The sequence below is a fragment of the Caulobacter sp. 10L414 genome (genome assembly GCF_056395525.1).
In genome coordinates this window covers 16,478-41,347 of the sequence record NZ_JBFTJR010000036.1, presented here as the reverse complement: position 1 = coordinate 41,347, position 24,870 = coordinate 16,478, and the positions used below count along the sequence as shown (strand labels likewise).

At 69.2% G+C, this 24,870-nt stretch carries 20 protein-coding genes and 1 pseudogene; 13 read left to right on the top strand and 8 right to left on the bottom strand.

All coding sequences use genetic code 11. The features are described 5' to 3' along the window. Positions 1 to 10: 10 nt before the first annotated feature. Both AC1DCG_RS15320 and AC1DCG_RS15315 read right to left on the bottom strand, forming a co-directional pair. Positions 11 to 1,033 (bottom strand): FecR family protein, encoded by a 1,023-nt coding sequence (locus AC1DCG_RS15320; protein WP_477027767.1) that lies wholly within the window; start codon positions 1,031 to 1,033, stop codon positions 11 to 13. Beyond that, positions 1,030 to 1,569, bottom strand: coding sequence for a sigma-70 family RNA polymerase sigma factor (locus AC1DCG_RS15315; RefSeq protein ID WP_165256943.1), 540 nt, complete (start codon positions 1,567 to 1,569; stop codon positions 1,030 to 1,032). The genes AC1DCG_RS15320 and AC1DCG_RS15315 overlap by 4 nt, the downstream gene beginning before the upstream one ends. A 426-nt stretch (positions 1,570 to 1,995) precedes the next feature. On the opposite strand from AC1DCG_RS15315, the gene AC1DCG_RS15310 reads away from it, so the two are divergent. Then, positions 1,996 to 5,406 (top strand): TonB-dependent receptor, encoded by a 3,411-nt coding sequence (locus AC1DCG_RS15310; RefSeq protein WP_477027766.1) that lies wholly within the window; start codon positions 1,996 to 1,998, stop codon positions 5,404 to 5,406. Here the strand turns inward: AC1DCG_RS15310 and AC1DCG_RS15305 are convergent. Together AC1DCG_RS15305 and AC1DCG_RS15300 are read right to left on the bottom strand one after the other, a co-directional pair. Next, positions 5,381 to 6,217: a DUF1365 domain-containing protein gene (locus AC1DCG_RS15305; protein WP_477027765.1), complete on the bottom strand. Its 837-nt coding sequence runs from the start codon at positions 6,215 to 6,217 to the stop codon at positions 5,381 to 5,383. The genes AC1DCG_RS15310 and AC1DCG_RS15305 overlap by 26 nt on opposite strands. After that, positions 6,214 to 7,548, bottom strand: coding sequence for an NAD(P)/FAD-dependent oxidoreductase (locus AC1DCG_RS15300; protein WP_477027764.1), 1,335 nt, complete (start codon positions 7,546 to 7,548; stop codon positions 6,214 to 6,216). The genes AC1DCG_RS15305 and AC1DCG_RS15300 overlap by 4 nt, the downstream gene beginning before the upstream one ends. Positions 7,549 to 7,696: 148 nt before the next feature. On the opposite strand from AC1DCG_RS15300, the gene AC1DCG_RS15295 reads away from it, so the two are divergent. The 5 genes from AC1DCG_RS15295 to AC1DCG_RS15275 all read left to right on the top strand — a co-directional run bounded on the left by AC1DCG_RS15295 (position 7,697) and on the right by AC1DCG_RS15275 (position 11,726). Beyond that, positions 7,697 to 8,794: an SAM-dependent methyltransferase gene (locus AC1DCG_RS15295; RefSeq protein WP_477027763.1), complete on the top strand. Its 1,098-nt coding sequence runs from the start codon at positions 7,697 to 7,699 to the stop codon at positions 8,792 to 8,794. Positions 8,795 to 8,807: 13 nt separating this feature from the next. Then, the gene (locus AC1DCG_RS15290) at positions 8,808 to 9,218 is read left to right on the top strand and encodes a DUF2177 family protein (protein WP_477027762.1); all 411 of its coding nucleotides are present in this window, start codon (positions 8,808 to 8,810) and stop codon (positions 9,216 to 9,218) included. 66 nt (positions 9,219 to 9,284) lie between these two features. Continuing rightward, complete coding sequence (locus AC1DCG_RS15285) at positions 9,285 to 9,839, top strand: sigma-70 family RNA polymerase sigma factor (protein WP_477027761.1); 555 nt, start codon at positions 9,285 to 9,287, stop codon at positions 9,837 to 9,839. Then, positions 9,836 to 10,576: an anti-sigma factor gene (locus AC1DCG_RS15280; RefSeq protein ID WP_477027760.1), complete on the top strand. Its 741-nt coding sequence runs from the start codon at positions 9,836 to 9,838 to the stop codon at positions 10,574 to 10,576. Before AC1DCG_RS15285 ends, AC1DCG_RS15280 begins: the two co-directional genes overlap by 4 nt. Before the next feature lie 49 nt (positions 10,577 to 10,625). Continuing rightward, positions 10,626 to 11,726 carry a mechanosensitive ion channel family protein gene (locus AC1DCG_RS15275; protein ID WP_477027759.1) on the top strand — a complete coding sequence of 367 codons (1,101 nt, stop codon included), beginning with the start codon at positions 10,626 to 10,628 and terminating at the stop codon, positions 11,724 to 11,726. Here the strand turns inward: AC1DCG_RS15275 and AC1DCG_RS15270 are convergent. Continuing rightward, positions 11,723 to 12,292 carry a demethoxyubiquinone hydroxylase family protein gene (locus AC1DCG_RS15270; RefSeq protein ID WP_165256957.1) on the bottom strand — a complete coding sequence of 190 codons (570 nt, stop codon included), beginning with the start codon at positions 12,290 to 12,292 and terminating at the stop codon, positions 11,723 to 11,725. The two genes, AC1DCG_RS15275 and AC1DCG_RS15270, sit on opposite strands and share 4 nt — an antisense overlap. 269 nt (positions 12,293 to 12,561) lie before the next feature. Here AC1DCG_RS15270 and AC1DCG_RS15265 point away from each other — a divergent pair, with 269 nt between their 5' ends. The 6 genes from AC1DCG_RS15265 to AC1DCG_RS15240 all read left to right on the top strand — a co-directional run bounded on the left by AC1DCG_RS15265 (position 12,562) and on the right by AC1DCG_RS15240 (position 18,460). Further along, positions 12,562 to 13,803, top strand: coding sequence for an allantoate amidohydrolase (locus tag AC1DCG_RS15265; protein ID WP_477027925.1), 1,242 nt, complete (start codon positions 12,562 to 12,564; stop codon positions 13,801 to 13,803). Beyond that, the gene (locus AC1DCG_RS15260) at positions 13,800 to 15,017 is read left to right on the top strand and encodes a pyridoxal-phosphate-dependent aminotransferase family protein (RefSeq protein WP_477027758.1); all 1,218 of its coding nucleotides are present in this window, start codon (positions 13,800 to 13,802) and stop codon (positions 15,015 to 15,017) included. The genes AC1DCG_RS15265 and AC1DCG_RS15260 overlap by 4 nt, the downstream gene beginning before the upstream one ends. 142 nt (positions 15,018 to 15,159) lie before the next feature. Continuing rightward, complete coding sequence (puuE, locus tag AC1DCG_RS15255) at positions 15,160 to 16,074, top strand: allantoinase PuuE (protein ID WP_477027757.1); 915 nt, start codon at positions 15,160 to 15,162, stop codon at positions 16,072 to 16,074. Continuing rightward, a complete protein-coding gene (uraD, locus tag AC1DCG_RS15250; RefSeq protein WP_477027756.1) occupies positions 16,071 to 16,592 on the top strand; it encodes a 2-oxo-4-hydroxy-4-carboxy-5-ureidoimidazoline decarboxylase in 522 nt (173 codons plus the stop codon). Before puuE ends, uraD begins: the two co-directional genes overlap by 4 nt. Further along, positions 16,593 to 17,777, top strand: a complete 1,185-nt coding sequence (locus AC1DCG_RS15245; RefSeq protein ID WP_477027755.1) for a urate hydroxylase PuuD — start codon at positions 16,593 to 16,595, stop codon at positions 17,775 to 17,777. It begins immediately after the preceding gene. A gap of 20 nt (positions 17,778 to 17,797) precedes the next feature. Then, on the top strand, positions 17,798 to 18,460 hold the full coding sequence (locus AC1DCG_RS15240; protein WP_240903354.1) for a TetR/AcrR family transcriptional regulator: 663 nt from the start codon (positions 17,798 to 17,800) through the stop codon (positions 18,458 to 18,460). A 179-nt stretch (positions 18,461 to 18,639) separates the two neighbouring features. Here the strand turns inward: AC1DCG_RS15240 and AC1DCG_RS15235 are convergent, their stop codons facing one another. Then, positions 18,640 to 19,971, bottom strand: a complete 1,332-nt coding sequence (locus AC1DCG_RS15235; protein WP_477027754.1) for an amidohydrolase — start codon at positions 19,969 to 19,971, stop codon at positions 18,640 to 18,642. On the opposite strand from AC1DCG_RS15235, the pseudogene AC1DCG_RS15230 reads away from it, so the two are divergent. Continuing rightward, a pseudogene (locus tag AC1DCG_RS15230) lies at positions 19,970 to 20,133 on the top strand (hypothetical protein). The gene AC1DCG_RS15235 and the pseudogene AC1DCG_RS15230 sit on opposite strands and share 2 nt — an antisense overlap. Positions 20,134 to 20,172: 39 nt before the next feature. Here AC1DCG_RS15230 and AC1DCG_RS15225 read toward each other — a convergent pair. Continuing rightward, positions 20,173 to 22,377 (bottom strand): TonB-dependent receptor, encoded by a 2,205-nt coding sequence (locus AC1DCG_RS15225; RefSeq protein ID WP_477027753.1) that lies wholly within the window; start codon positions 22,375 to 22,377, stop codon positions 20,173 to 20,175. 302 nt (positions 22,378 to 22,679) lie between these two features. Beyond that, positions 22,680 to 24,821 carry an alpha-glucuronidase family glycosyl hydrolase gene (locus AC1DCG_RS15220; RefSeq protein ID WP_477027752.1) on the bottom strand — a complete coding sequence of 714 codons (2,142 nt, stop codon included), beginning with the start codon at positions 24,819 to 24,821 and terminating at the stop codon, positions 22,680 to 22,682. Positions 24,822 to 24,870 lie beyond the last annotated feature (49 nt).

Below are 24,870 nucleotides of genomic sequence, written 5' to 3'. Positions count from 1 at the left end.
GCGAATTTCCTCAATCGGCGCGCACGATCCGGTAGCGGCCCGGGCCTGCGGCTTCCCCACGCACCGGCAGAACCTTGGCCAGGATGCGCAGAAAGCGTTGCGGATCGCCGGTGCGGAACCGTCCCGTCACCCGCAGCGCGGCCACCTTCGGATCGTCTATGACCAGCTTGGCGGCGCTGTGCCGGTTCAGTTCGGCCACCACCTCGGACAGGGGCCGGTCTTCGAAGGTGATCGACGTCTCGCGCCACTCCGACGCGCCGGCCCCCGTCGCCGGAGAGACGACGTCGCGTCCTGGCGCGGCCGTCAGTTGCTGGCCCGCCGCCAGCGCCACCGGCCGCCCCGGTCCGTCGGGGGCGTCGACCGTGCGGGCCACTGAGACGTGGCCCTCCACCAGCGTCACCCGCAGCGGCCCGTCGTCGAGGCGGACGTCGAACCGCGTGCCCAGCGCGGTGATCCGCCGTCCGCCCGCCTCGACCGTGAACGGCCGTTCCCGATCGGGCACCACGTCGAAGAAGGCCCGCCCCCTGACCAGCCGCAGGGCGCGGCCGCCGTGGTCGTACGCCAGGTCCAGAGCGCTGCCGGGCGCGAGACTGGCCTTGCTGCCGTCCGGCAGGTCGAAGGTGCGCATCTGCGCGCCGGTGACGAGGTCGGGCTCGCCGAACATCGCCGAGGCCTGGGGGACGGGCGGCGGCGGGGCCGGAGTCGGCCGCTCGGCCAGCCACAGCCCCAGACCGATGGCGGCCACGAACACCGCCGCCGCGGCCATCCAGCCCGGCGCCGGACCGCGCGAGGGTTTCAGCGCCCGGCGGCGCAACGCCCGCATCGTCGGATCGTCGCCGGCTGCGTCGAAGCCGCCCCAGATCGCCTGCGCCCGAAGCCAGGCCTCGCGGTTGCCGGGCTCGCGGTCGAGCCAGGCGTCGAGCATGGCCGCCTGGGCGGGATCGGACTCGTCGACATTGAGCCACAGCAGCGCGGCGGCCTCGTCGCGCGGCAGGGCGGCCATTTCGGCGGGATCGAGGGAATAGGCGCTCATCGCAGGTCCCCCGTCCGGTCCAGCAGGCGCTCCAGCGCCTTGACCATGTGCTTTTCAACGGCGCTGCCGGATATGCCCAGCCGGCTGGCGATCTCGCGAACGGTCATCCCCTCGATCCGCCGCAGCACGAAGATCGTCCGCGTGCGCTCGGGCAGGGTCAGCAGCGCCGCGCTCGCCGCGCGCAGGGTCTCGCGCGCATCGAAGCGGCCGGCCGGATCGTCGTCGGTCTCGCCATGACGCTCGGGATCGAAGGGCACGTGCTGGTCGGCCCGCCGGGCCAGCCGCCGCCTGTGCCGGTCGGCCCAGACGCTGGCGGCGGTGCGGAAGACATAGGCGCGGGCGTACTCCTCGTCGTCCAGCCCGACCTGGTCGGCGGCGCGTACGAACACCTCCTGCACCAGGTCCTCGACCTCGGCGTCGGCGCCCAGGCGGCGACGGAAGAAGGCGGATACGGCCGCGTGCAGGGCAAGCGCCCGCGCGGGATCGGCGGGCGTCCCGTTCGAACCGTCCGTCGACTGCGGATGGATCACCGCCACTGAACGCTCCACGCACGCCGCGAAGATCCGCGAACGCGGATCCGAAGGGCGGCCTTCACGTCTGAACACGCAGGCGGAGCCAAAATCCTCATCGACCGGATCCAGGAATGTCGCGGCGCGCCTTGGCCCCTCGCGAAACTCCGTTACGCCGCCAGGCCCCCGGTGTCGAGCAAGGCGCCCCTGCGCGGCGTTTCGCCCCAGGTTCGCAAACCGGCGTTTTGTTGCTTCGCCGCTACGCTCGGCCGCATATTTGCCGTCCGCGCCACCGAGCGGCCATTTTTCGGTTTGATCCCGAGCGGCCCTTTCGGCTTAATGACACCGGTAGCTATTTTAATGACACCGGTGGCGGATAACGCTACCAACAAGAACAGAGATCACGGGTCGGCCACTTAAGAGCCTGCCCGTCGGGAAGAACTGGGAGGGAAAATGTTGCAAGTCACTTCGCGGCGGAGCCGCGCCCGCGTGCTGTGCGATCGTGCGTCGCTCGGCGCCCTGACCATCGCAGGCAGCCTGCTGCTCGCCGGAACCGCCTTCGCCCAAGACGCCGCCCCCGCCGCTCAGGCCTCCGGCCAGACCGAAGAGACCGCCGTCGAGGAAGTCGTCGTCACCGGCTATCGCGCCGCCCTGCAGAGCGCCCTCAGCCTCAAGCGCAGCTCGAACGTGATGGTCGACGCCATCAACGCCGAGGACATCGCCGACTTCCCCGACGCCAACCTCGCCGAGTCGCTGCAGCGCCTGCCGGGCGTGTCGGTCGACCGCGAGAACGGCGAAGGCCGCACCATCACCGTCCGCGGCCTGGGCAGCGACTTCACCCGCGTTCGCCTGAACGGCCTGGAAGCCCTGTCGACCGCCGGCCCGTCGATCGCCGGCGACGCCGCCAACCGCTCGCGCGGCTTCGACTTCAACACCTTCGCCTCGGAGCTGTTCAGCGCCCTGAAGGTCCAGAAGACCGCCTCGGCGGAGACCGACGAAGGCTCGCTGGGCGCCACGGTCGACCTGGAGACCGGCAAGCCGCTGAACTTCAAGGATCGTCGCCTGGCCCTGTCGGTGCAGGACGCCTACTACAAGAACGGCGGCACCCACTCGCCGCGCTTCGCGGGCCTGGTCTCCGACCGCTGGGAAACCAACTGGGGCGACTTCGGCGCCCTGTTCTCGGTCGCCTACAACAAGCGCAACCAGATCATCGACAGCTACCAGCGCCAGGCTGGCCAGTCGGACTACACCTATCGCCAGTCGACCTTCCTGGCGACCAACTCGACCGCCACCTCGCCGCGCCGGCAAGGCTTCGCGACCCCGATCGGCACCTCGTGCAACGGCGGCGTGATCCCGGGCATCAACATCACCAACACAGCGATCTGCTCGATGCTGGTCGGCTCGAACGCGGCCGCCTACAACCTGATCAACAATCCCTCGAGCGCGACGACCAACGCCACCAGCCTGACCGGCACCGGCTCGATCACCGCGCCCGGTCCGCTGACCCGCATCCCCGCCCTGGCCACGCTGAACCAGCAGGACCTGGAGCAGGAACGCCTGGGCCTGACCGGCGCCCTGCAATGGCGCCCGACCAGCCGCACCACGATCTCGTACGACTGGGTCTATTCGGAGCTGCAGCAGTCGTCGGTCAACTATCAGGTCCAGACCGTCGGCCTGAACCGCAACAACACCAACAACAGCACCAACAACCCCTTCTACACGCTGAACCCGAGCACCACGCCCGCCCAGAAGCGCGCGTTCTACTCGTCGTGCACCGCGCAGGCCGCCAATGAAGTGCGTGACGCCATCGACTGCGGCCAGCAGCTGAACGGCGGCGCCCTGGTCGCCGGCACGACCAACAGCTACAACCCGTTCAACCTCGATCCGTACGACTACTACAACAGCCTCTCGTCGGTGGGTTACGTGGCCAGCGCCAACGGCACGGCGATGGTCGACAAGTTCATCGGCCGTCCCAGCGTGCGCCTGATCGATGCGGCGCTGTCGTCGACCGGGGCCAACGCCGACTATCTGAAGCTTGGCAATGTCGACCTGCGCTCGGCGGCCGACGCGGCGTTCTTCACGACCTACTTCCGCCAGTCGTCGCTGAAGCTGGACCACGAGTTCAGCGACAACTTCACGATGAGCGCCGTCTGGGGCAAGTCGTCGTCGAAGAACAAGACCCAAGGCCTGCTGGCCGACTTCATCCGCCTGGACTCGGGCCAGGGCGTGGCCGGCGACGACTACCTCGTCTACGACGCGCGCGGCGGCGGCGACATGCCGCTGCTGAACCTGGGCTTCGACGCGACCCAGGCCTCGGCGTGGGACTTCGTGAAGGGCTACTCGGCCCTGCGCCACTTCCAGCGCTTCACCAACAACGACTACGAGACCCTGCGCGTCGACTTCAAGTACGACCTGGACGACAACTACGCGGTCCGTTTCGGCGTCAGCCAGCGCAAGTACGGCTTCGACACCGCCGAATATCGCCGCCTGAGCGGCGAGACCCTGAACCCCAGCCTGAAGGAAGCCGGCACCAACATCGCTTCGGTCAGCAAGGTCATCAACTGGGGCACCGGCCTGAATGTCCCGTCCGGCGGCACCACCGCCTTCCTGGCGCCCGACCTGCAGAAGATGGTCAGCCTGTTCGACTTCGACTGTAACTGCGTCAACAAGTGGGGCGACTGGCGCCTGTCGTACCTGAGCAGCGCGGCCAACCGCTACTCGGTCGAGGAGAAGGACACCGGCGCCTTCGTCCAGTTCGACTACAACACCGAGCTGTTCGGTCGCGAGCTGCGCGGCAACGTCGGCACCCGCTACGCCATCACCGAACTGGAATCCGACGGCCTGACCAACGGCTCGCGGCCGATCTCGGGCGAGAACAAGTACACCGACATCCTGCCCTCGCTGAACGCCGCCTACGAGGTGGCCGACAACATGTACATCCGCTTCGGCGCGGCTAAGGTCATGGCCCGGCCGATGCTGGGCAACCTGTCGCCCGCCGTCACGGCCATCAGCGTCCCCACCGGCGCCGGCGCCACCGTCGGCGGCTCGATGACCGTCGGCAACCCGAAGCTCGACCCGTTCCGCGCGGTCAACTACGACCTGAGCTTCGAATGGTACTTCACCTCGGGCGCCCTGGTGTCGGTGGCGATCTTCGACAAGCAGATCAACAACTTCCCGCAGACGCTGATCAACAACGCGCCGCTGAGCCAGATCCTCGACGCCGACGGCATCGCCGCCCTGCGGGCCGCCCAGACCAACGTCAACGCGATCGCCTATATCGACGCCGACAACACCTTCGACATCCGCCAGTTCGACAACGCGCCGGGCGGCTACATCCGCGGCATCGAGGTCAACTACCAGCAGAACCTGACCTTCCTGCCCTGGTACTTCAAGAACCTGGGCGTCCAGTTCAACGCCACCCACCTGGAGTCGGAACTGGAATACATCGTCACCCCGGCCAACGCCCGCACCGGCGCGGCGGCGATCACCGCCAAGGCCCCGTTCACGGGCGCCTCGCCGGACGCCTTCAACTTCACGGTCTTCTATGAAGTCGAAAAGTTCTCGGCCCGCCTGTCGTCGTCCTACCGCAAGGGCTACAGCCAGACCTATCCGGTCGCCGCCGGCACCTGCGACCCGGGCTATTGCGACAGCCCGCTGGTCAACGACTTCGCTGGCAGCAAGAAGACCTTCAACCTCGACGGTTCGGCCACCTACAAGCTGACCAAGAACATCACCCTGTCGCTCGAAGCCCTGAACCTGACGGACCAGAAGGAAGAGCGCTGGGCCTACCAGGACGATCCGGTCGTGTCGCGCTACGCCGCCACCGGTCGCTCGATCTTCATGGGCGCGCGCTTCGTCTACTGACGCCGATCGCGTCTTTCTCCCCGAAACGACTGGCGGCGCGGACCAAGGTCTGCGCCGCTTTTTCTTTGGCCAGACGCGGGTTGGCGAAGAACCCGAAGCCCTTCAGCAGGATCTTCACCGCCTCCCAGTGGATCGCCGCCAGCACGCCCACGACCTGCCAGGGATGGCCCAGCGCCGCCCGCAGCACCGCCCTGTCGCTCAACGGCTCGCGCCGTCCGGTGAAGCTGGCCGTCAGCACCCGCCCTGCTTCGTCGTGCACGTCGACACCCACCCGCACGTCCTGGCCCGGCGGCGCGATCGTGAAGGCGTAGCGCAGGTCCATCGGCAGGAAGGGCGAGACGTAGAAGGTCTTGTCGCAGCCCTGGACCACCAGCCCGTCGTCCCGCGCCGCCGCGGGCAGCACATAGTCGTGGCGCTCGCCGAAGGTGTTGCTGACGGCATAGACCACCGCCGCCAGGCGCTCGTCGCGGTCGTGGCAGAAATAGACGGTCAGCGGGTTGAAGCCGTGGCCAAGCAGGCGCGGCATGCACAGGGCCAGGATCGCGCCGCCGGGCGGGCCCAGCCCGCGCGCCGCCAGCAGCGCCTCGATCTGCGGCTTCACCGGCGCGGCCCGCCGCCCTCCGTGGTCGCGATCGTGATAGCTCAGCAGGTTCAGGGCGTTGTGCGAGAAGAGGCGCAGGCGAGCCGCGATCGCGTCCAGCTCGTCGAGGTCGACCAGCAGCATGAACACGCGATAGCGCAGGCGATGCCTGCGCGGCCGGCCGCGCTCGTGCGCCACCACGCCGCTGTAGAGCGCCGAGCGCGGGCTCATGCGACCAGCTCCGCGTCCCGGCTCGCCGACGGCGCGTCGACGAAGATCCGACCCGACGGGTCGGGCGTCAGCCAGGGACGGCGCACGCCGCCCAGCTGCTCGGCCACGGCCAGACCCGCCTGCAGGCCGTCCTCGTGGAAGCCCGAACCGAAATAGGCCCCGGCGAACCAGGTGCGGCGCACGCCCTGCAGCGACCACAGTCGCGACTGCGCGGCCATGGCCGCCGCGTCGAACAGCGGATGTTCATAGACCTGGTCATGCAGCACGGCGCCGGGCGCGCGATCGGGATTGAGCGACAGGAAGCAAGGCGCCGCCTCGCCCAACGGCTGCAGGCGGTTCATCCAGTAGGTCACCCCGCCCTCGCCCCGCACGCCACGGCGGCCGACATGGTTCCAGCTGGCCCAGGCCGCCGTCCGGCGCGGCATCAGCCCGGCGTCGCCGTGCAGCACCGCGCGGTTGCGGCTGTAGCGGAAGGCGCCCAGCAGGGCCGCCTCTTCCTGGGTCGGCTGGGCCAGCATGGCCAGGGCCTGGTCGGCGTGGGCGGCGATCACCACCTGGTCGAAGCTTCGCGCCTGGCCGCCGACGTCCTCGACGACCACGTGGTCGAGCCGGCGCAGGATCCGCCTCACCGGCCGCGACAGCAGGATTTCGCCGTCGAGGTCGGCCGCCAGGGCCGCGACATAGCGGGCGCTGCCGCCGACCACCGTCCGCCAGATCGGCCGCTTGTCGATCGGCAGCATCAGGCCGTGATTGTCGAAGAAGCGCAGGAAGGCGCCGGCCGGGAATTCTCGGATGTCGCGCAGCGAGGCCGACCAGATCGCCGCGGCCTGCGGCAGCAGGTGATCCTCCTGGAAGGCACGCCCGAACCCCTGCGCGTCCAGATAGTCGGCCAGCCGGCAGAAACCGTCGTCGCCCAGCGTGCGGGCGTCGCGCGCGCCGGCGCGATAGAAGCGCATGACGTCCAGCAGCATGCCCAGGAACCGCGGGTTCACCAGGTTGCGCTTCTGGGCCAGCAGGCGGTTGCTGGAATATTCCAGCGCCCCGTCGTCCAGCGACACCCCGAACGACATGTCGCTGGCGGCGGTCTCGACGCCCAGGTGGCTGAAAAGCGCCGTCAGGTTGGGATAGTTCGGCTCGTTGTAGACGATGAAGCCGGTGTCCACCGCCACCCCGCCCGCCTGCACCGTATGGGCGTGGCCGCCCAGGCGGTCGTCGGCCTCGTACAGCACCACCTCGTGACGCTTGGCCAGCAGCCAGGCCGCCGACAGGCCGGAGATTCCTGAACCGACCACGGCGATGCGCTGGCGCGGGCTTGGGCTGGAGGTCGGCAAGGCTGGTGCTCCGTCGGCAAGGCTTCCTCGCAGCTACGGAGCAGACGGGGATTTGGACGCATGCATCCGAACGCGGTCTTCGCACGTAGCTCCATCCGAAGGTCGCCGGCCCGACAGACGGGGCGCGGCCGCCATGGACGGAGGCACGATGACGGACACGACGCGCGACCTGACCGGCAGGGCGCCCGCCCGCGACGAGGCCCTCGGCCGCAGCGGCGGCGGACCGATCCAGGCCCTGGTCCGCCTGGCCCAGGACGCCGCCGTGCCGGACTTCCTCTCGCGCCTGGCCATCCATCATCTGGTCTCCGGGGCGCGGCGCTCGCTGGAGAGCGCCCCGCCGGACGCCGCCGCCCAGTTCGCCGAGGCGATGGCCGACGGCCCGATCGCCACCCACACCGCCGACGCCAACGCCCAGCACTATGAGCTGCCCGCCGCCTTCTTCGAGGCGGTGCTGGGCCCGCACCTGAAATACTCCAGCGGCCTCTATGCGCCCGGCGTCGTCACCCTCGCGCAGGCCGAGGCCGCCGCCCTGCGCGAGACCGAGAGCCACGCCGACCTGCGCGACGGCCAGGCGGTGCTGGAGCTCGGCTGCGGCTGGGGCTCGCTGTCGCTGTGGATGGCCGAGCGCTTTCCCGCCTCGACCATCACGGCGGTGTCGAACTCGACCTCGCAACGGGCCTTCATCCAGGCGCGCGCCGCCGAACGCGGCCTGACCAACCTGTCCGTCGTCACCGCCGACATGAACGTCTTCGACACCGCCCGCCGGTTCGACCGCGTGGTCTCGGTCGAGATGTTCGAGCACATGAGCAACTGGCGCGAACTGCTGGCCAGGGTGCGGTCCTGGCTGAAGCCCGACGGCCTGCTGTTCCTGCACGTGTTCTCCCACGCCGGCACGCCCTACCGCTTCGAGACCGAAGACCCTGACGACTGGATCGCCCGCCACTTCTTCAGCGGCGGGATCATGCCCAGCCACGACCTGATCCGGCAGTTCCCCGACCTGTTCGAGGTGGCCATGGACTGGCGCTGGAGCGGCGACCACTACGCCCGCACCGCGCTGCACTGGCTGGAGCGCTTCGACGCCGCCCGCGACGTGATCGATCCGCTGCTCGCCGAGGTCTATGGCCCCGAGGCGCGGATCTGGCGGCGGCGCTGGCGATTGTTCTTCCTCGCCACGGCCGGACTGTTCGGCCATCGCGGCGGCGCCGAGTGGGGCGTCAGCCACTACCGCCTGCGGCCGGTCGCCTGAAGGAGCCCCGCGAATGCTGCGCTATGTTCTCGGCTATCTGTCGACCGCCGTCGTCTTCCTGGCGCTGGACGCCGTCTGGCTGACCCAGATGGCCGACCGCCTCTATCGCCCGCGCATCGGGGCGCTGATGGCCGATACGCCCAGCCTGCCGCCGGCCGTGGTCTTCTACCTGATCTACATCGGCGCGGTGACCTGGTTCGCGATCGCGCCGGCCCTGCGCCCCGACGGCGGCTGGCCGCGCCTGCTGGCCAACGCCGCGCTGTTCGGCCTGGCCGCCTACGCCACCTACGACCTGACCAACCAGGCGACGCTGAAGACCTGGTCCACGACCGTCACCCTGGCCGATATGGCCTGGGGCGCCTTCGTCACTACCGCGGCGGCCAGCGCCGGCTATTTCGTCGCCAGTCGGCTGGCGAGCCGGTAAGCCGTTGCCAGCCATGGAGGAGCATGCGAGCGTCCGCTCTGGGCATCATGCCGGAGGGGACGTCGCTTGGACGCTGACAGCAGCCGCGCCTTGCTTTCGCGCGCAATCGCCCGCGTCGCCAACCGCGATCATGACGCCCTCAAATACGTCTATCGGCACACCTCCGCGAAGCTATTGGGCGTCGTCTTGCGTATCTTGAACGATCGCGAGGAGGCCGAGGACGTGTTGCAGGACGTCTATCTGACGGTGTGGAACAAGGCCGACCGGTTCGACCCGGAAAAGGCCAGCCCCATCACCTGGCTGGTCAGCCTGGCCCGCAACCGCGCCATCGACCGGCTGCGCGCGCGCGGAACCCGCGTCATGACCGGCGTCGAAGAGGCCGAGGCCCTGCCCGACGCAGCGCCCCTGGCCTCGGCCCGGGTCGAGGCCGACGAGGACCGCCAACGCCTGGACGGCTGCCTCGACCAGCTGGACCCCAAGCATTCCGGCGCCGTGCGCAAGGCCTTCTTCGAGGGCCTGACCTACGACGCCCTGGCCCAGGCGGTCGGCGTGCCGCTGGGCACCATGAAGAGCTGGATCCGGCGTAGCCTGATCAGCCTGCGAGCCTGTCTCGAAGCATGACCGACGCGACCGACATTCCGCCGGAAGGCCCCGAAAGCTCCGAAGAGCGCCCCCTGGCCGGGGAGTACGTTCTGGGCGTGCTGGATGCGTCCGAACGCGCCGAGGCCGAACGCCGGCTGGCCGCCGACCCGTCCTTCGCCCGCTCCGTGGCCTGGTGGGAGGAGCGCCTGACGCCGCTGGCCGCCGACGCCGCCTCGACCCAGCCGTCCGAAGGCCTGTGGCCGCGCATCCAGAACCTGATCGCCGAGCCCCTGAAGCCCTCGGCCTGGAGCAATGTGACCCTCTGGCGCGGCCTCACCGCCGGCGCCATGGCCCTGGCCGCCGCCTGCGTCGTGGTGGCCATCCTGCCCCGCCCCGCCCAGCCGCCGGCAGTGGCGCCCGCGCCGGCCAGGCCGCAGGCGGCCGAGGTGGCGCTGATCGCCGATCCGACCACCAACAAGCCGATGATCGTCGCCACCCTCGACCACGGCATGGACCAGGTGATGCTGACGCCCATGGGCATGAAGATGCCGCAGGGCCGCGACGCCGAACTGTGGATCATCCCCGAGGGCCAGAAGGCGATCTCGCTGGGCGTGATCCCGATGGACAAACCGATGCGCATCCCGATGCCGAAGGACCTGCGCGGCGAAGGAACCTACACCGCGCTGCTGGCCGTCACCGACGAGCCGATCGGCGGCTCGCCCACGGGCGTGGCCACCGGCTCGGTGCGCGCGGCGGGCAAGTTCGCCAAGGCCTGAACGCCGTTTTTCGGGGAGCCATCAGGGGCCGGGCGCGTTGGCCCCGGTCATGAAGGATCTTCCCGCCTGGCTGCCTGACTGGCTGAACGACTCCGTGTGGCTGATCGCCTGGGCGCCGCCCTGGATCGTCAGCCTCGCCCTGATCGTCCTGGCGATCGCCGCCGCGCTGGCCCTGCACGCGGTGGCCGTGCGCGTCGTCCGCCACGGCTTCGCCAAGCGCGACGCCTTCTGGCAGGCGATGATCGCCCGCACCCGCCGGCCCACGCGCATGGCCTTCATCGTCGCCGCCCTGGGCGCGGCCGTCTCGATCGCGCCGCTGGACGTATCCCAAGCCGCCACCGCCAAGCACCTGCTGCTGGTGATGTTCATCATCCTGCTGGGCTGGATGGCGATGACCGCGCTCGACATCGGCGCGGCGCTCTACATGCGCGGCTTCAAGGTCGACGTCGAAGACAACCTGCTGGCCCGCAAGCACATCACCCAGATCCGCATCCTGCGCCGGGCGATGGCGATCCTGATCGGCATCTTCACCCTGGCCCTGGCGCTGATGACCATTCCCGGCGTGCGCCAGTGGGGCGTCAGCCTGCTGGCCGCCGGCGGCGCGGCCTCGCTGATCGTGGGTCTGGCCCTGCAGCCGCTGCTGACCAACCTGATCGCCGGCATCCAGATCGCCGTCACCCAGCCGATCCGCATCGACGACGCCGTCATCGTCGAGAAGGAGTGGGGCAATATCGAAGAGATCAACGCCACCTACGTGGTGGTGCGGCTGTGGGACTGGCGGCGGATGGTGCTGCCGCTCAGCTACTTCATCCAGACCCCGTTCCAGAACTGGACCCGCGAGAGCGCGGCCCTGATCGGCACGGCCATGCTCTATGTCGACGCGTCCGCGCCGGTCGACCGCCTGCGCGAGAAGCTGGAGGAGATCGCCAAGGCCTCGCCCCGCTGGGACGGCAAGGTGGTGAACCTGGCCGTCACCGACATCACGCCCGAGGTCATGGAGGTGCGCTGCCTGGTCAGCGCCCGCAACGCGCCCACCACCTTCGACCTGCGCTGCGAGGTGCGGGAAAAGATGATGGCCTTCCTGCGCGAGGAACTGCCCGACGCCTTCCCGAAGAAGCGGCTGGCGCTGGCGGCGGAGGGCGGCGCCTAGGCGGCCGCCCGCAGGGTCCGGGCCAGGCGAACGGAATCGCCCCGGGTCGACAGCCAGATCAGCCCCTCGACGGCCAGGCAGATCGCGCCGTCCAGCAGCGCCGTCAGCGTGTTCGCCGCCCCGCGCTCCTTTTCGGCATAGCGCAGGTGGCCAAGCTCCTGCTGCTGGATCTCGCGGATCGTGGCCGCCATCTCGACGTCGCGATCGCCCAGCCAGGCCAGCTGGTCGTCGAGATGCCTGTGCACGGTGCGCTCGACCGCCTCGGTGCAGACCAGGATCGCCTTGCGACCGAACAGGCCGGTCAGTCCGCCGAGCGCGCCTCCGCCGATCGACCAGATCCACATCAGCCGGCAGGGCTTGGCCGCACGGGTCGGCATCAGGGCCCGAAAGCGCGCCAGGTGCTCGCGCTCGTGCGCCAGGGTCCGGGTCAGGAACGGCAGCAGGTCGGGCGCGCGCAGGCGGGCCATGGCGATCTGGGCGAGATAAATCCGGATCGCGCCGTGCTCGCCGCCATGGTTCACGCGCAGGATCCGGGCGTCGACGGTGCGGTTCAGGGGCGCGGCCATGCCCGCAACATGTAGCCGGTCGCCGAACACGGCAAGGTGGCGCCGACGCCCTAGCCACCCATGAAGTAAGTGATTTATGACTTACAAGCAGGCGCCCGGACGGCCGGCTGGCGCTTGCGCGGGCAATCGGCGGAGACTTGGCCGTCCCGGCGCTTGCCGAGGCGGACCGGCGGGCGCAGCCTGCTATCGGGTGAGGCGACGAAACGGCGGGGAGCGGAGTGACTCAAGCGTTCGAGATCGGCGTCAGGGCCAAGGCCCGCTGCGACCTGATGGGCGCGGCGCCCTTCAGCGAGGCCGACGACATGCTCGTTCGCCGTTTTCTCACCCCGGCCCACAAGGCCGCGCTCGACACCCTGAAGTTCTGGATGGAGGAAGCCGGCATGGCCGTGCGCCTCGATCCGGCCGGCAACCTCGTCGGCCGCTACGAGGGTCAGGCGCCCGACGCCCCCGCTCTGCTGATCGGCTCGCACATCGACAGCGTGCGCAACGGCGGCCGCTACGACGGGGCGCTGGGCGTGATGCTGGCCGTCGACCTGATCGAGACCTTTCACCGCCAGGGCCGCCGCCTGCCCTTCGCGCTGGAGGCCATCGCCTTCGGCGACGAGGAAGGCTCGCGCTTCCCCGCCTCGATGGCGTGCAGCCGCGCGGTCGCCGGCACGGTCGATCCCTACGTGGTCGAGATGACCGACGCCGATGGCACGAGCCTGGCCGAGGCCTACGCCGCCTTCGGCCTGGATCCCACCCGCCTCGTCGAGGCCGCCCGCCGGCCTGGCGAGGTCTTCGCCTTCCTCGAAGCCCATATCGAGCAGGGCCCGGTGCTGGAGGCCGAGGATCTGGCGCTGGGCGTCGTCACCGCCATCGCCGCCCAGAAGCGGATCCTGGTGCGCTTCAAGGGCCAGGCCGGCCACGCCGGCACCACGCCGATGGGCCTGCGCAAGGATCCCGGCCCGGCCGCCGCCGAGGCGGTGCTGGCCCTGGAGCGGATCTGCCGCGAAAGACCGCTGGGCGGAACCGACGGCCTCGTCGGCACCGTCGGCCGCATGACCGCCCTGCCCGGCGCCTTCAACGTCATTCCCGGCGCCGTCGAGTTCTCGATGGACATCCGCGCCGAGACCTCGGCCACCCGCGACGCCGCCGTCGCCGCGATCACCGCCGAGGTCGAGGCCATCGCCGCCCGCCGCGGCCTGCCGGTCTCGGTCACCCTGATGCAGGAACTGGCCGAAAGCCCCTGCGACGCGGGCCTGACCGACCTGCTGGCTGCCGCCGTCGGCGACGTGCAGGACTTGGGGGGCCAAGCCGCCCGCCGCCTGCCCAGCGGCGCCGGCCACGACGCCATGGTCATCGCCGACCTCTGCCCCACCGCCATGCTGTTCATCCGCTGCGAGGGCGGCGTCAGCCACAACCCCGCCGAAGCCGTCACCGACGCCGACTGCGCCCTGGCCGCCCAGGCCATGGTCGGGTTCGTCGAACGACTGGCGACGCGCAACGATTTCTCGAAGACGCAAGCATGACTACCTTCAAAGAACTCGACCACCCCGCCCGCCTGCTGATGGGCCCCGGCCCGATCAACGTGCACCCGCGCGTGCTGCGGGCCATGTCGGTGCAGCTGCTGGGCCAGTTCGACCCCGAGTTCACCGGCTACATGAACGAGGTCATGGCGCTGTATCGCGGCGTCTTCCAGACCACGAACCCGTGGACCTTCGTGGTCGACGGCACCTCGCGGGCCGGCATCGAGGCGGCGCTGGTCTCGACCCTGCAGCCGGGCGACGACGTGGTGGTGGTCAACGCCGGGCGTTTCGGCCTGCTGCTGGCCGAGATCGCCGAGCGCTGCGACGCCAAGGTCACCTTCGTCGAGGGCGAGTGGGGCGAGGTCGTCGACCCGCAGGCGGTGGAGGACGCGGTCGCGCGCGTGAAGCCGCGGCTGGTGGCCTGCGTGCACGGCGACACCTCGACCACCATCGCCCAGCCGATCGAGGCCATCGGCGAGATCTGCCAGCGGCACGGCGCGCTGCTCTATGTCGACGCCACCGCTACGCTGGGCGGCATGAGCGTGCCGGTCGACGCCTGGAAGGCCGACATCGTCACCGCCGGCCTTCAGAAGTGCATGGGCGGCCCGTCGGGCTCGGCCCCGATCACCATCAGCGACAAGGCCGCCGAGCACATCTTTTCCCGCCGCCATGTGGAGAAGGGCCTGGCGACCGCAGGCATGACCGGGAACGGCCGCCGCATCGCCTCCAACTACTTCGACCTGGCCATGATCATGGACTACTGGTCGGACAAGCGCCTGAACCACCACACCGAGGCGGCCAGCATGCTGTTCGCCGCCCGCGAATGCGCCCGCATCGTGCTGGAGGAAGGGCTCGAGGCCCGCTTCGCCCGCCACAGGCAGGCCGGCGCGGCCATGACCGCCGGCATCGAGGCCCTGGGCCTGCAGGTCTACGGCGACCAGGCCCACAAGATGACCAATGTCACCGGCGTGATCGCGCCGGCCGGGGTCGACTACGACCGGGTGAAGGCCCGCATGCGCACCGAATTCGAGATCGAGATCGGCGCGGCCTTCGGCCCCCTCGCCGGCAAGATCTGGCGGATCGGGACCATGGGCGTGAACGCCCGCAAGCACGCGGTGCTGCAGACCCTGGCGGCGCTGGAAGCGGTGCTGCGCTGGGAAGGCTTCAGCGCGCCGGCCGGCGCGGGCGTGGATGCGGCGCTGGGGGTGTTCGGATGATGGCGACGACGCTCAAGACCCTCCCCCTGAAGGGGGAGGTGGCCGCGAAGCGGTCGGAGGGGGAAGCGATTTCCCATGTCCGTCCTACTTCCCCCTCCGTCGCCTTCGGCGACACCTCCCCCTTCAGGGGGAGGGCCTTGGCATGACGACCTACCCCCGCGACCTCATCGGCTATGGCGAACACCCGCCGCACGCGGCATGGCCGGGCGGCGCGCGCGTGGCCGTGCAGTTCGTGCTGAACTACGAGGAAGGCGCCGAGCGCAGCGTGCTGCATGGCGACAAGGTCAGCGAATACTTCCTGTCGGAGATGGTCGGCGCCCAGCCCATCGAGGGCATGCGCCACATGTCGATGGAGAGCCTCTACGAATACGGCTCGCGCGCCGGCTTCTGGCGCATCCGGCGCCTGTTCGAGGAGTTTCGCCTGCCGCTGACCGTCTACGGCGTCGCCCAAGCCATGGAGCGTGCGCCTGACGTGGTCGAGGCGATGATGAAGTCGGGCTGGGAGATCGCCAGCCACGGCTATCGCTGGATCGACTACCAGCACTTCCCCGAAGACCTGGAACGCGAGCACATCGAGAAGGCCATCGAGGTGCACAAGCGCCTGACCGGCGAGCGCCCGCTCGGCTGGTACCAGGGCCGCACCAGTCCCAACACCGCCCGCCTGGTCGCCCAGGAAGGCGGCTTCGTCTACGACGCCGACAGCTACAGCGACGACCTGCCCTACTGGGACGACCAGCACGGCCGGCCCCAGCTGATCGTGCCCTACACGCTCGACACCAACGACATGCGCTTCGCCGCCCCCCAGGGCTTCAACAGCGGCGACCAGTTCTTCGCCTATCTGCGCGACGCCTTCGACGCCCTGTATCTGGAAGGCGAGACCGCGCCGAAGATGATGAGCATCGGCCTGCACTGCCGCATCGTCGGCAAGCCGGCCCGGATCATGGCCCTGCGCCGGTTCCTCGAACACGTGACCCGCCACGACAAGGTCTGGGTGGCCAAGCGGATCGACATCGCCCGCCACTGGATCGCGACCCATCCCTACGGAGCCAAGGCATGAGCGCCCCGCCCCTCACCCTGGCCCGGCTAAACAGCATGAACCAAACGGGCTTCGTCACCGCCCTGGGCTTCGCCTTCGAGCTGTCGCCCTGGGTCGTCGAGCGCGCCTGGGACGCCCGCCCCTATCCCAGCATCGAGGCCATGCACGGCGCGATGATGGACGTGCTGAACGCGGCCTCGACCGACGACAAGCTGGCCCTGATCCGCGCCCACCCGGAACTGGCGGGCAAGGCGGCGATCGCCAAGACCCTGACCGCCGAAAGCACGGCCGAGCAGGCCGGCGCCGGGCTCGACCGGCTGACGCCGGAAGAGTTCGCCCGCTTCCACGACCTCAACGCCGCCTATGCGAAGGCCTTCGGCTTTCCGTTCATCATCTGCGTGCGGCTGAACGACAAGAGCTCGATCCTGCGGGCCATGCAGACGCGCCTGTCCAACGACCGCGAGGCCGAGATCGCCGAGGCGATCGCCCAGATCGGCCTGATCTCCAAGCTTCGCATCCAAGACGCCGTGACCGCCTAGATGGACTATGATCTCGCCGCCTGGCTGAACCTGGCGCTCCGCTGGCTGCACGTGATCGCGGGCGTCGCCTGGATCGGCGCCTCGTTCTACTTCGTCTGGCTCGACAACAACCTGCGCGCACCCGAACCGGCCAAGGACGGCGTGAAGGGCGAACTTTGGGCCGTGCACGGCGGCGGCTTCTATCACTCGCAGAAGTACCTGACCGCGCCGGCGCACATGCCCAGCCACCTGCACTGGTTCAAGTGGGAGGCCTACACCACCTGGCTGTCGGGCTTTGCTTTGCTGTTCGTGCTCTACTACTGGGGCGCGCCGGTCTACCTGATCGACCCGGCCAAGCACGCCTTCAGCCACTGGCAGGCGGTGGGCGTGGGCCTTGCCTTCATCTTCGGCGGCCTTGCCGTCTACGAAGCCCTGTGCCGCTCGCCGCTGGTGGAGCGCCCCCGCCTGTTCGGGGTCGTCTGGTTCTGCGCGCTGATCGGCGCGGCCTGGGCGCTGCAGCACCTGTTCACCGACCGCGGGGCCTTCATCCATGTCGGCGCCATCATCGGCACGGCCATGGCGGCCAACGTCTTCCTGACGATCATTCCCAACCAGCGGAAGATCGTCGCCGACATGCTGGCGGGCCGGCCCGTCGACCCGCGCCTGGGCGCGGCGGGCAAGCAGCGCTCGGTGCACAACAACTACATGACCCTGCCGATCCTGTTCATCATGATCAGCAACCACTATCCGGCGATCACCGGCCATCCGCTGGCCTGGCTGCTGCTGGCGCTGGTGGGCATGGCCGGGATTTCGATCCGCCACTTCTTCAACCTGCGCCACCACGGGATCATCCGGCACGACTTCCTGTTCTATGGGGCCATGCTGATGTTCGCCGTCAGCGTCATCGCCAGCCAGAAGCCCAAGGCGCCCGCCGTGCTGGGCCCCGTCAGCTTCTTCGAGGCCCAGGCCATCGTGGAAAAGCACTGCGTGACCTGCCATGCCGCCAAGCCCACCCACCGCGGCTTCGGCGCCCCGCCCAACGGCGTCACCTTCGACAGTCCCGAGCACATCGCCCGCTATGCGTCCAAGATCAAGGAACGCGCGGTGATCAGCACCAGCATGCCGCTTGGCAACGAGACCCATATGACCGATGAGGAGCGCGCCAAGCTTGGCGCCTGGATCGAATCCGGGGCCAAACTGCCCTGAGCACCCTGGAGGCCGCCCCCTTGTCCGAAGCCGATCACGAGGTCGCTCCCGACGCCCCGGCGCCGCGCAAGCGCAACGCCGAGCGGACGCGCAAGGCGATCATGTCGGCGGCGCTGAAGGAGTTCTCGCAGGCCGGCTTCGCGGGCGCGCGCATCGAGCGGATCGTCAAGGCCGCCAAGTGCAACATCCGCATGCTCTACCACTACTTCGGCGACAAGAAGGGCCTCTACGTCGCCGTGCTGGAGGCCGCCTACGAGGACCTGCGCAACCGCGAGGCCGAGCTGAAGATCGACTTCGACAAGCCGCTCGAGGGCTTCCTCGAACTTCAGCGCTTCACCTTCGAGTATTTCGAGAAGAACCCCCGCTTCGAGGGCCTGCTGCGCAACGAGAACCTGATGCAGGGCAAGTTCGTCGCGCAGAGCCGCAAGGTCACCGAGACGGCCTTCCCCCTGCGCCGCACCATCGAGCGGCTGATCGAGAGCGGCCAGGAACAGGGCCTGTTCCGCGACAACCTCGACCCGATCCAGATCTACGTCACCATCGCGGCCATGAGCCGCTTCCACCTGGCCAACGGCTGGTCGCTGTCGGTCACGCTGGACACCGACATGAGCACCGCCGAATGGCGCCGGGCCAGGCTCCAGCACGCCCTGGACGTGCTGGAGGGGTACCTGACGGCGGCTTGAAAATCCCCCTCTCCCAGAGGGAGAGGGAGGGGCCAATGCGCAGCATGGGAGGGTGAGGGGTTAGGGACCGTTCCGGACAGGGCGCACACAAAAGGGGGATGGGACGGCCAACGTCTTACCCCCTCACCCTCCCACGCCTGTCGGCGCGGGCCCCTCCCTCTCCCCATGGGAGAGGTTTTCTAACGGCTCATCACGTTCATCACCGCCAGCGTCATCGCCTCCACGCCCGTGCGGATCGACGGCTCGGGGACCGGGGCGAAGAAGGGCGAGTGGTTGACGGGCAGAGGCTTGCCGGCCGCTTTCGCGTCCGCCATCGCCTTGGGGTCGAAGCCGCCGATCGAGAAGTAGACCGACGGCACGCCGGCGATGATGAACTCCGAATAGTCCTCGCTGGCCGAGCCCGGCGAGGGCACGGCCACCGCGTCCTTGCCGAAGGCGGCCTTGAAGACGGCGGCGGTCTTCTCGGTCAGGGCCGCGTCGTTGACCACGGCCTTGCCGCCCGGAACGATCTCCAGGTCGGGCGCCGGCGCCCCCGACATCTCGGCGACGGCCTTGGCGGTGCGGGTCACCCCGGCCAGAATCTTGTCGCGCACGCCGTCGTCCTGGGTGCGGATCGTGCCGCGCACCTTGGCCTTGTCGGGGATGATGTTGCCCGCGCTGCCGGCCTGGATCGAGCCGACGGTGACGACGCCGAACGCCGCCGGATCCTTCTCGCGGCTGATTACGCTCTGCACGTCGACGGTGAAGCGGGCGGCCATCATCACCGGGTCGATCGAGGCGGCCGGCATCGAGCCGTGCGCGCCGCGGCCGTTGAAGGTCAGCTCCAGGGCGTCGGAGGTCGAGGTTAGGACGCCGGCCTTGTAGTAGACCTGCCCGGCCGCGCCGGGACCCACGTGCAGCGCGAAGCCGTAGTCGGGCTTGCCGAACTTCTGGAAGAAGCCGTCGTTGATCATCGCCTTGGCGCCGCTGACCGTCTCTTCCGACGGCTGAGCGACGAAGACCAGCGTGCCCTTCCACTTGGCCTTCTGCGCCACCAGTTGACGGGCCGCGCCGATCCAGGCGGCCATGTGCACGTCGTGGCCGCAGGAGTGGGCGACGAACACTTCGGCGCCGTTCCAGGTGGTCTTGGCGCGGCTGGCGTAGGGCAGGCCCGTCTTCTCCTCCATCGGCAGGGCGTCGAGCTCGGTGCGGACCAGCACGGAGGGCCCTTCGCCGTTCTTCAGCACCGCCACCACGCCGGTCTTGCCGACGCCTTCGGTGACCGAAAAGCCCAGCGCGCGCATCTGCTCTGCCAGCTTCCTGGCGGTCTCGACCTCCTGGAAGCCGACCTCCGGGTGGGCGTGCAGGTCCTTGTAGAGCGCGTCGAGTTGCGGGTAGTCGCGGTCGAGCTGGGCTTGGATCGCGGCCTTGGTCGCCGGAACGTTCAGCGGCGCGGCGCCAACCACTGAAGGAATGGCGGGCGCGGCCAGCAGGGCCATGGCGGCGGCGAGGGTGAAGGTCTTGGAGGTCATGCGGCTCGCGCGGCGGACCGCGCCCTTCTGTTTTTACGCTGAAAACTCTTGTCATCCCGGCCCCCCCGGGTCGCGCGAAGCGCGCCCGAGGACAGGCTCCGCGAAGCGGAGAGCCGGGACCCAGGGGCGACCGCGGTGCGGCGGCCCCTGGGTCCCGGATAAGCCCTTCGGGCTTTCCGGGATGACGACCGTGAGGATCGATCAGAACTTCCTACGGGCGTTCACCCCGACGGTGCGCGGGGTCAATCCATAAAGCAGGTCTTGGTACCCGACGTTGCTGTTCTTGTTCATGATCCCCTCGGCGTCGGTGAGGTTGGTCACGAAGGCGTAGACGCCCCAGTCCTCGCCCTCGACCCCGGCCCGCAGGTTCACGGTCGAGAAGCTGCCGAACTTGTCGAAATAGACGTAGGTCGGCCGGAAGGTGGAGACCATCTCGCCGGTGTAGGCGTAGTCGGCGCGCACCAGGCCGTTGAGGCCCGCCACCGGCAGCGGCCAGACGTACTGGGCCGAGGCCGAGGCCGTCCAGTCGGGCACGTTGGCGATGCGGTCGCCCTTCTTGCCGGTCGAGCCGTCGACCAGGATGTTGGCGTTGGCCTGATCCTCGGTCAGCTCGGCCTTAGTGTAGCCGATCGAGCCGTTGAGCGAGAGGCCGTGGATCGGGCGGGCCGAGACCTCCAGCTCCAGGCCCTCGATCCGCGCCGCGCCGGCGTTGGTGATGAACGAATAGAGACCGTCGGCGGTGATGGCGCTGGTCTGGCGGTCCTTCCAGTCGATGCGGTAGGCCGCCGCGTTGGCGGTCAGCTTGCCGCCCAGCCAGGTGGTCTTCACGCCGGCCTCGTAGTTCCACAGGCTGTCGGGATTGTAGACCACCAGCGCGCCGTTCAGGCCCGGCACGTTGTTGGCCCCGCCCGGCCGGAAGCCTTCCGCCGCCGTGGCGTAGACCATGACGTCGGAGGTGACCTTGTAGCTGGCGTTGAACTTGTAGACCCAGCCCGAGGCTTCGGCGGTCTGCTCGGAATAGGCGGCCGGCGCGGCGCCGGTCAGCGCGTTCCTCTGGGTGCCGGCGCTGCCGGTGGTCTTGGTGTAGTCGTAGTGGCGTGCGCCCACCGTCAGCGACAGGCCCTCGATCTGCGGCGGGGTCCAGGTCGCCTCGCCGAACTGGGCCGTCTGCTTGACGCCGGTGTTGACGTAGCGCCCCTGCAGGTACTGCATCGGACTGTAGGGCTGGCCCGTAGTCAGGCTGGTCAGCACGGTGTTGCTGTCGATGTGGTCCTTGCGCAGCTCCATGTAGCCGCCGACCGTCCACTGCAGTTGGCCCTCGCCCTTCGACGACAGCCGCAACTCGTGGTTCCAGGCGCCCAGATAGGCCGGCTGGTAGCCGATCACGCCATAGGCGCTGCCGATATAGGGCTTGTACTGCGGGGTGAAGTCGATCGTCCGCAGCATGTCGTACTTGTAGTAGGCGCTGGACGCGGTGACCTCGCCGACCGGGCTCGACCATTTGCCGGTGACGCTGGTCATGTCCATCTCGGTGTCGAGCGGCAGCTTCACGGCGCTGTCGGTGTTGTAGCCGCCCAGGCGGTCGTACCAGCCCTCCAGGTCGTCGGCCGACGAGTTCTGGTGAACCTTGGTGACGACCAGCGAGATGTCGTCGGTGGGCGTGAAGCCCAGCATGGCGCGATAGCCGTCGGCGTGGCTGTCGTTGACGTTCTTGGCGCCCGTGCGGACGTTGTCGACGAAGCCCGGGCGGTCCTCGGTATAGGCCACGATGCGGGCGGCCAGCTTGCCCTCGATCAGCGGGATGTTGCCCATGGCCTTCAGGTACGAGCCGCGCGAGCCGCCCTTGGTGGCGCTGGCCTGGCCCTCGATCGAGGCGCCGAACTGGCTGCTGTCGGGCTTGGCGTAGATCACGCGGATGGTGCCGCCCATCGAGCCGCCGCCGTACAGCGTGCCCTGCGGGCCGCGCAGCACCTCCACCCGCTCGACGTCGAACAGGTTGAGGTCGGCGGCGTTGTTGGCCGGATCCTGGGTGGTGCCCGAGGGGCCGGTGACCGAGGTCTCGTCGTAATAGAGGCCCGTCGTCGCCTCGCCCGAGCCCTGCACGCCGCGGATGGTCACGCGGCTCTGGCCAAGCTGGCCCTGGGTCAGGTTCACGCCCGGCACCGAGCGGAAATAGTCCTGCAGGCCAGTGGCACCGATCTTCTGCAGGCTGTCGCCGGTCACCGCGCTGATGCTCATCGGCGTGGTCTGGAGGGTGGTCGAGCGCTTGAGCGCGGTGACCACGATCTCCTCGACGGTCTCGTCGGCCGCGGGCTTGGCGGCAGGCGTCTGGGCGGCCGCCCCCAGCGGCGCAGCCAGGGCGGCCAGGGCCGCGGTGGAAAGCAGGATCTTCAGATCGGTACGCATAACATTCCCCAGTGCATGCATGAGAGCGCCCGCTCTGAAGGCGGGTCAGTCCCAGGCTGGGGTACGCGGCGAAAATATGTCAACGCTTTTGTATCGATATTATTTGAATCGATATCGGCGCCCTTGGAATGGGCGCCTCCCCACTCGTCATCCCGGCCACAGCGAAGCGGAGAGCCGGGACCCAGGGGCCGCGCACCACCAGTTCAGCCGCAAGCAAAAGGGCCGCCGGCGCACTGCCGACGGCCCCTGGGTCCCGGATAGCCTCTGCGAGGCTTCCGGGATGACGACGGTTGTAGGAGCGCTCAGATCCCCGGCGCGTAAGGGAAGGCCATCGCCTCGTAGGCCTCCAGGCTCAGCGGCGGGGGAGCCTCGCCCTTGGGCAGGGGCAGGCCGTTGATCGACTGGAAATAGGCGACGGACGCATCGCGCCACCACTGGGCCTCGCGACGCTGGATGGCGAGGTAGGTCGCCACCTCGCCATGGCGCTCGGGATCGACGTAGGGCGAAAGATCCGCCCAGGTCGCCTGCATGCCGTCCACCGCCCTCACCCCGCGCGAGTAGCGCGTCACCAACTCGTCCCACAGCGGACGACCGGACTTCGTGCGGTAGGTCCAGGGCAGGTGGTGGAACCACAGCAGGTCCTTCTCGTCGATCTTCGAGAGATCCGAGAAGGCGGCCGCCACCGGCGGCGCGTACTGCGCCACTGCGTTGCTGCCCCCGGCCGTGCGGTCGAAGCCGATCCCGGCCTTGTCGGCCTTGTGGTAGTAGACGCTGGTCCAGTCGGCGCGCTCGCCGCCGGTCACCCACGGCCCCGGCCCATAGTGGTGGCTGCGGCCCATCAGGTGATGCAGGCCCATCGGGGTCATGTAGTCGACCACCGCCTCGCGCGAGCCCATCATCATCGTCACGGCCGGACCGACAAAGCGCCTGTCGGGCGTGAAGGTCATGGCCGCCCAGTCGCGGGCGATGGCTTCCGAGGACGCTTCCGGATCCCAGGCCAGGCGCCCGAAGGCGTACCAGTTGGCCTGGTCGAACTGCGAGCCGCTCCAGTTGCGATCGGTCCCGATGTTGGCCACCCCCGCCATCAGGGTGCGGGAATAGCCGTGCAGCTTTCCGTCGACCACCTTGGCCACGGTCGAGCCCTGGCCGGCGGCGAAGGTGTCGGCCTTCAGCACCTCCTCCCACATGGGGCCGAGGTAGGCCAGGTGCGTGGAGAAGCCGAGATATTCCTTGGTGATCTGGAACTCCATGCCGAGGTTGGTCTTCGGCATGGCCCCGAACAGCGGATGGAACGGCTCGCGCGGCTGGAAGTCGATCGCCCCGTTCTTGACCTGGACGATGACGTTTTCGGCGAACTTTCCGTCGAACGGCTTGAACTCCGAATAGCCCTGCTTGGCGCGATCGTCGGGCTGCTCGTGCGAGTAGACGAAGGCCCGCCACATCACGACGCCGCCGTGCGGCCCCACCGCCTGCGCCAACATGTTGGCCCCGTCGGCGTGGGTGCGGCCATAGTCCTGCGGACCCGGCTGCCCCTCAGAATTGGCCTTCACCAGAAAGCCGCCGAAATCGGGAATGGCCTTGTAGATCTCGTCGGCCTTGGCCTTCCAGAAGGCCCGCACGGCCGGGTCCAGCGGGTCGGCGGTCTTCAGCCCGCCGATCTCGATGGGTGAAGAGAACCGCGCCGACAGATAGACCTTGATCCCGTAGGGGCGGAACGTGTCGGCCAGGGCGGCGGCCTTGGCGATATAGGGCGCGGTCAGGCTGTCGGACTTGGCGTTGACGTTGTTGAGCACCGCCCCGTTGACGCCGATCGAGGCGTTGGCCCGGGCGTAGTCGACATAGCGCGGATCCTTCACGTCGGGCAGCCGCCACCAGTCCCAGATCGACTGGCCCGCATAGCCGCGCTCGACGCTGCGATCCAGGTTGTCCCAGTGGTTGAGCAGCCGGTAGCGGACCTTGGGAGCGTCCGCGAGATCCAGCCTGCCGACGGCTTGGCGGGTCTGGATCAGCGCAAGGTAGCGATAGACGCCGTGCAGCACCCCGACGTCGGTGTTGGCGGCGATCACCGTGAGCGGCCGCCCGCCGTCGGTCATGGACCGGATGCGGTAGCCCTCGTCCCCGACGGCGTCGAGCGACAGCTTCAGCACGGCGATCCTGGGCGAAGACTGCGGCGTGCCCAGCAGGATCTCCCCGCCGCCGTCGCGGCGCTCGCCCAGCAGGCCCGCCAGGCCCCGTTCGAGCTCGGCGCGGGCGACCTTCAGGGTCGGCGTATCGGCGACCGGGGCCACCGATCCGGCGGCGGCGCGATAGGCGGCCGCCTCGCCCGCCGCCACCGGCCGGTAGCGGAGCCACAGGTCATGGCCGTCCTCGGCCCGCGCGGCCAACGGCGCCAACAGCAGGCCGGCGGCCAGGCAGAGCCCTCGAAGCAGGTGGCTGGGTCGCATCGCATCTCCCCGTCGTCATACGCGGCGGCCGTCTGGCGCGGCCTGGAAC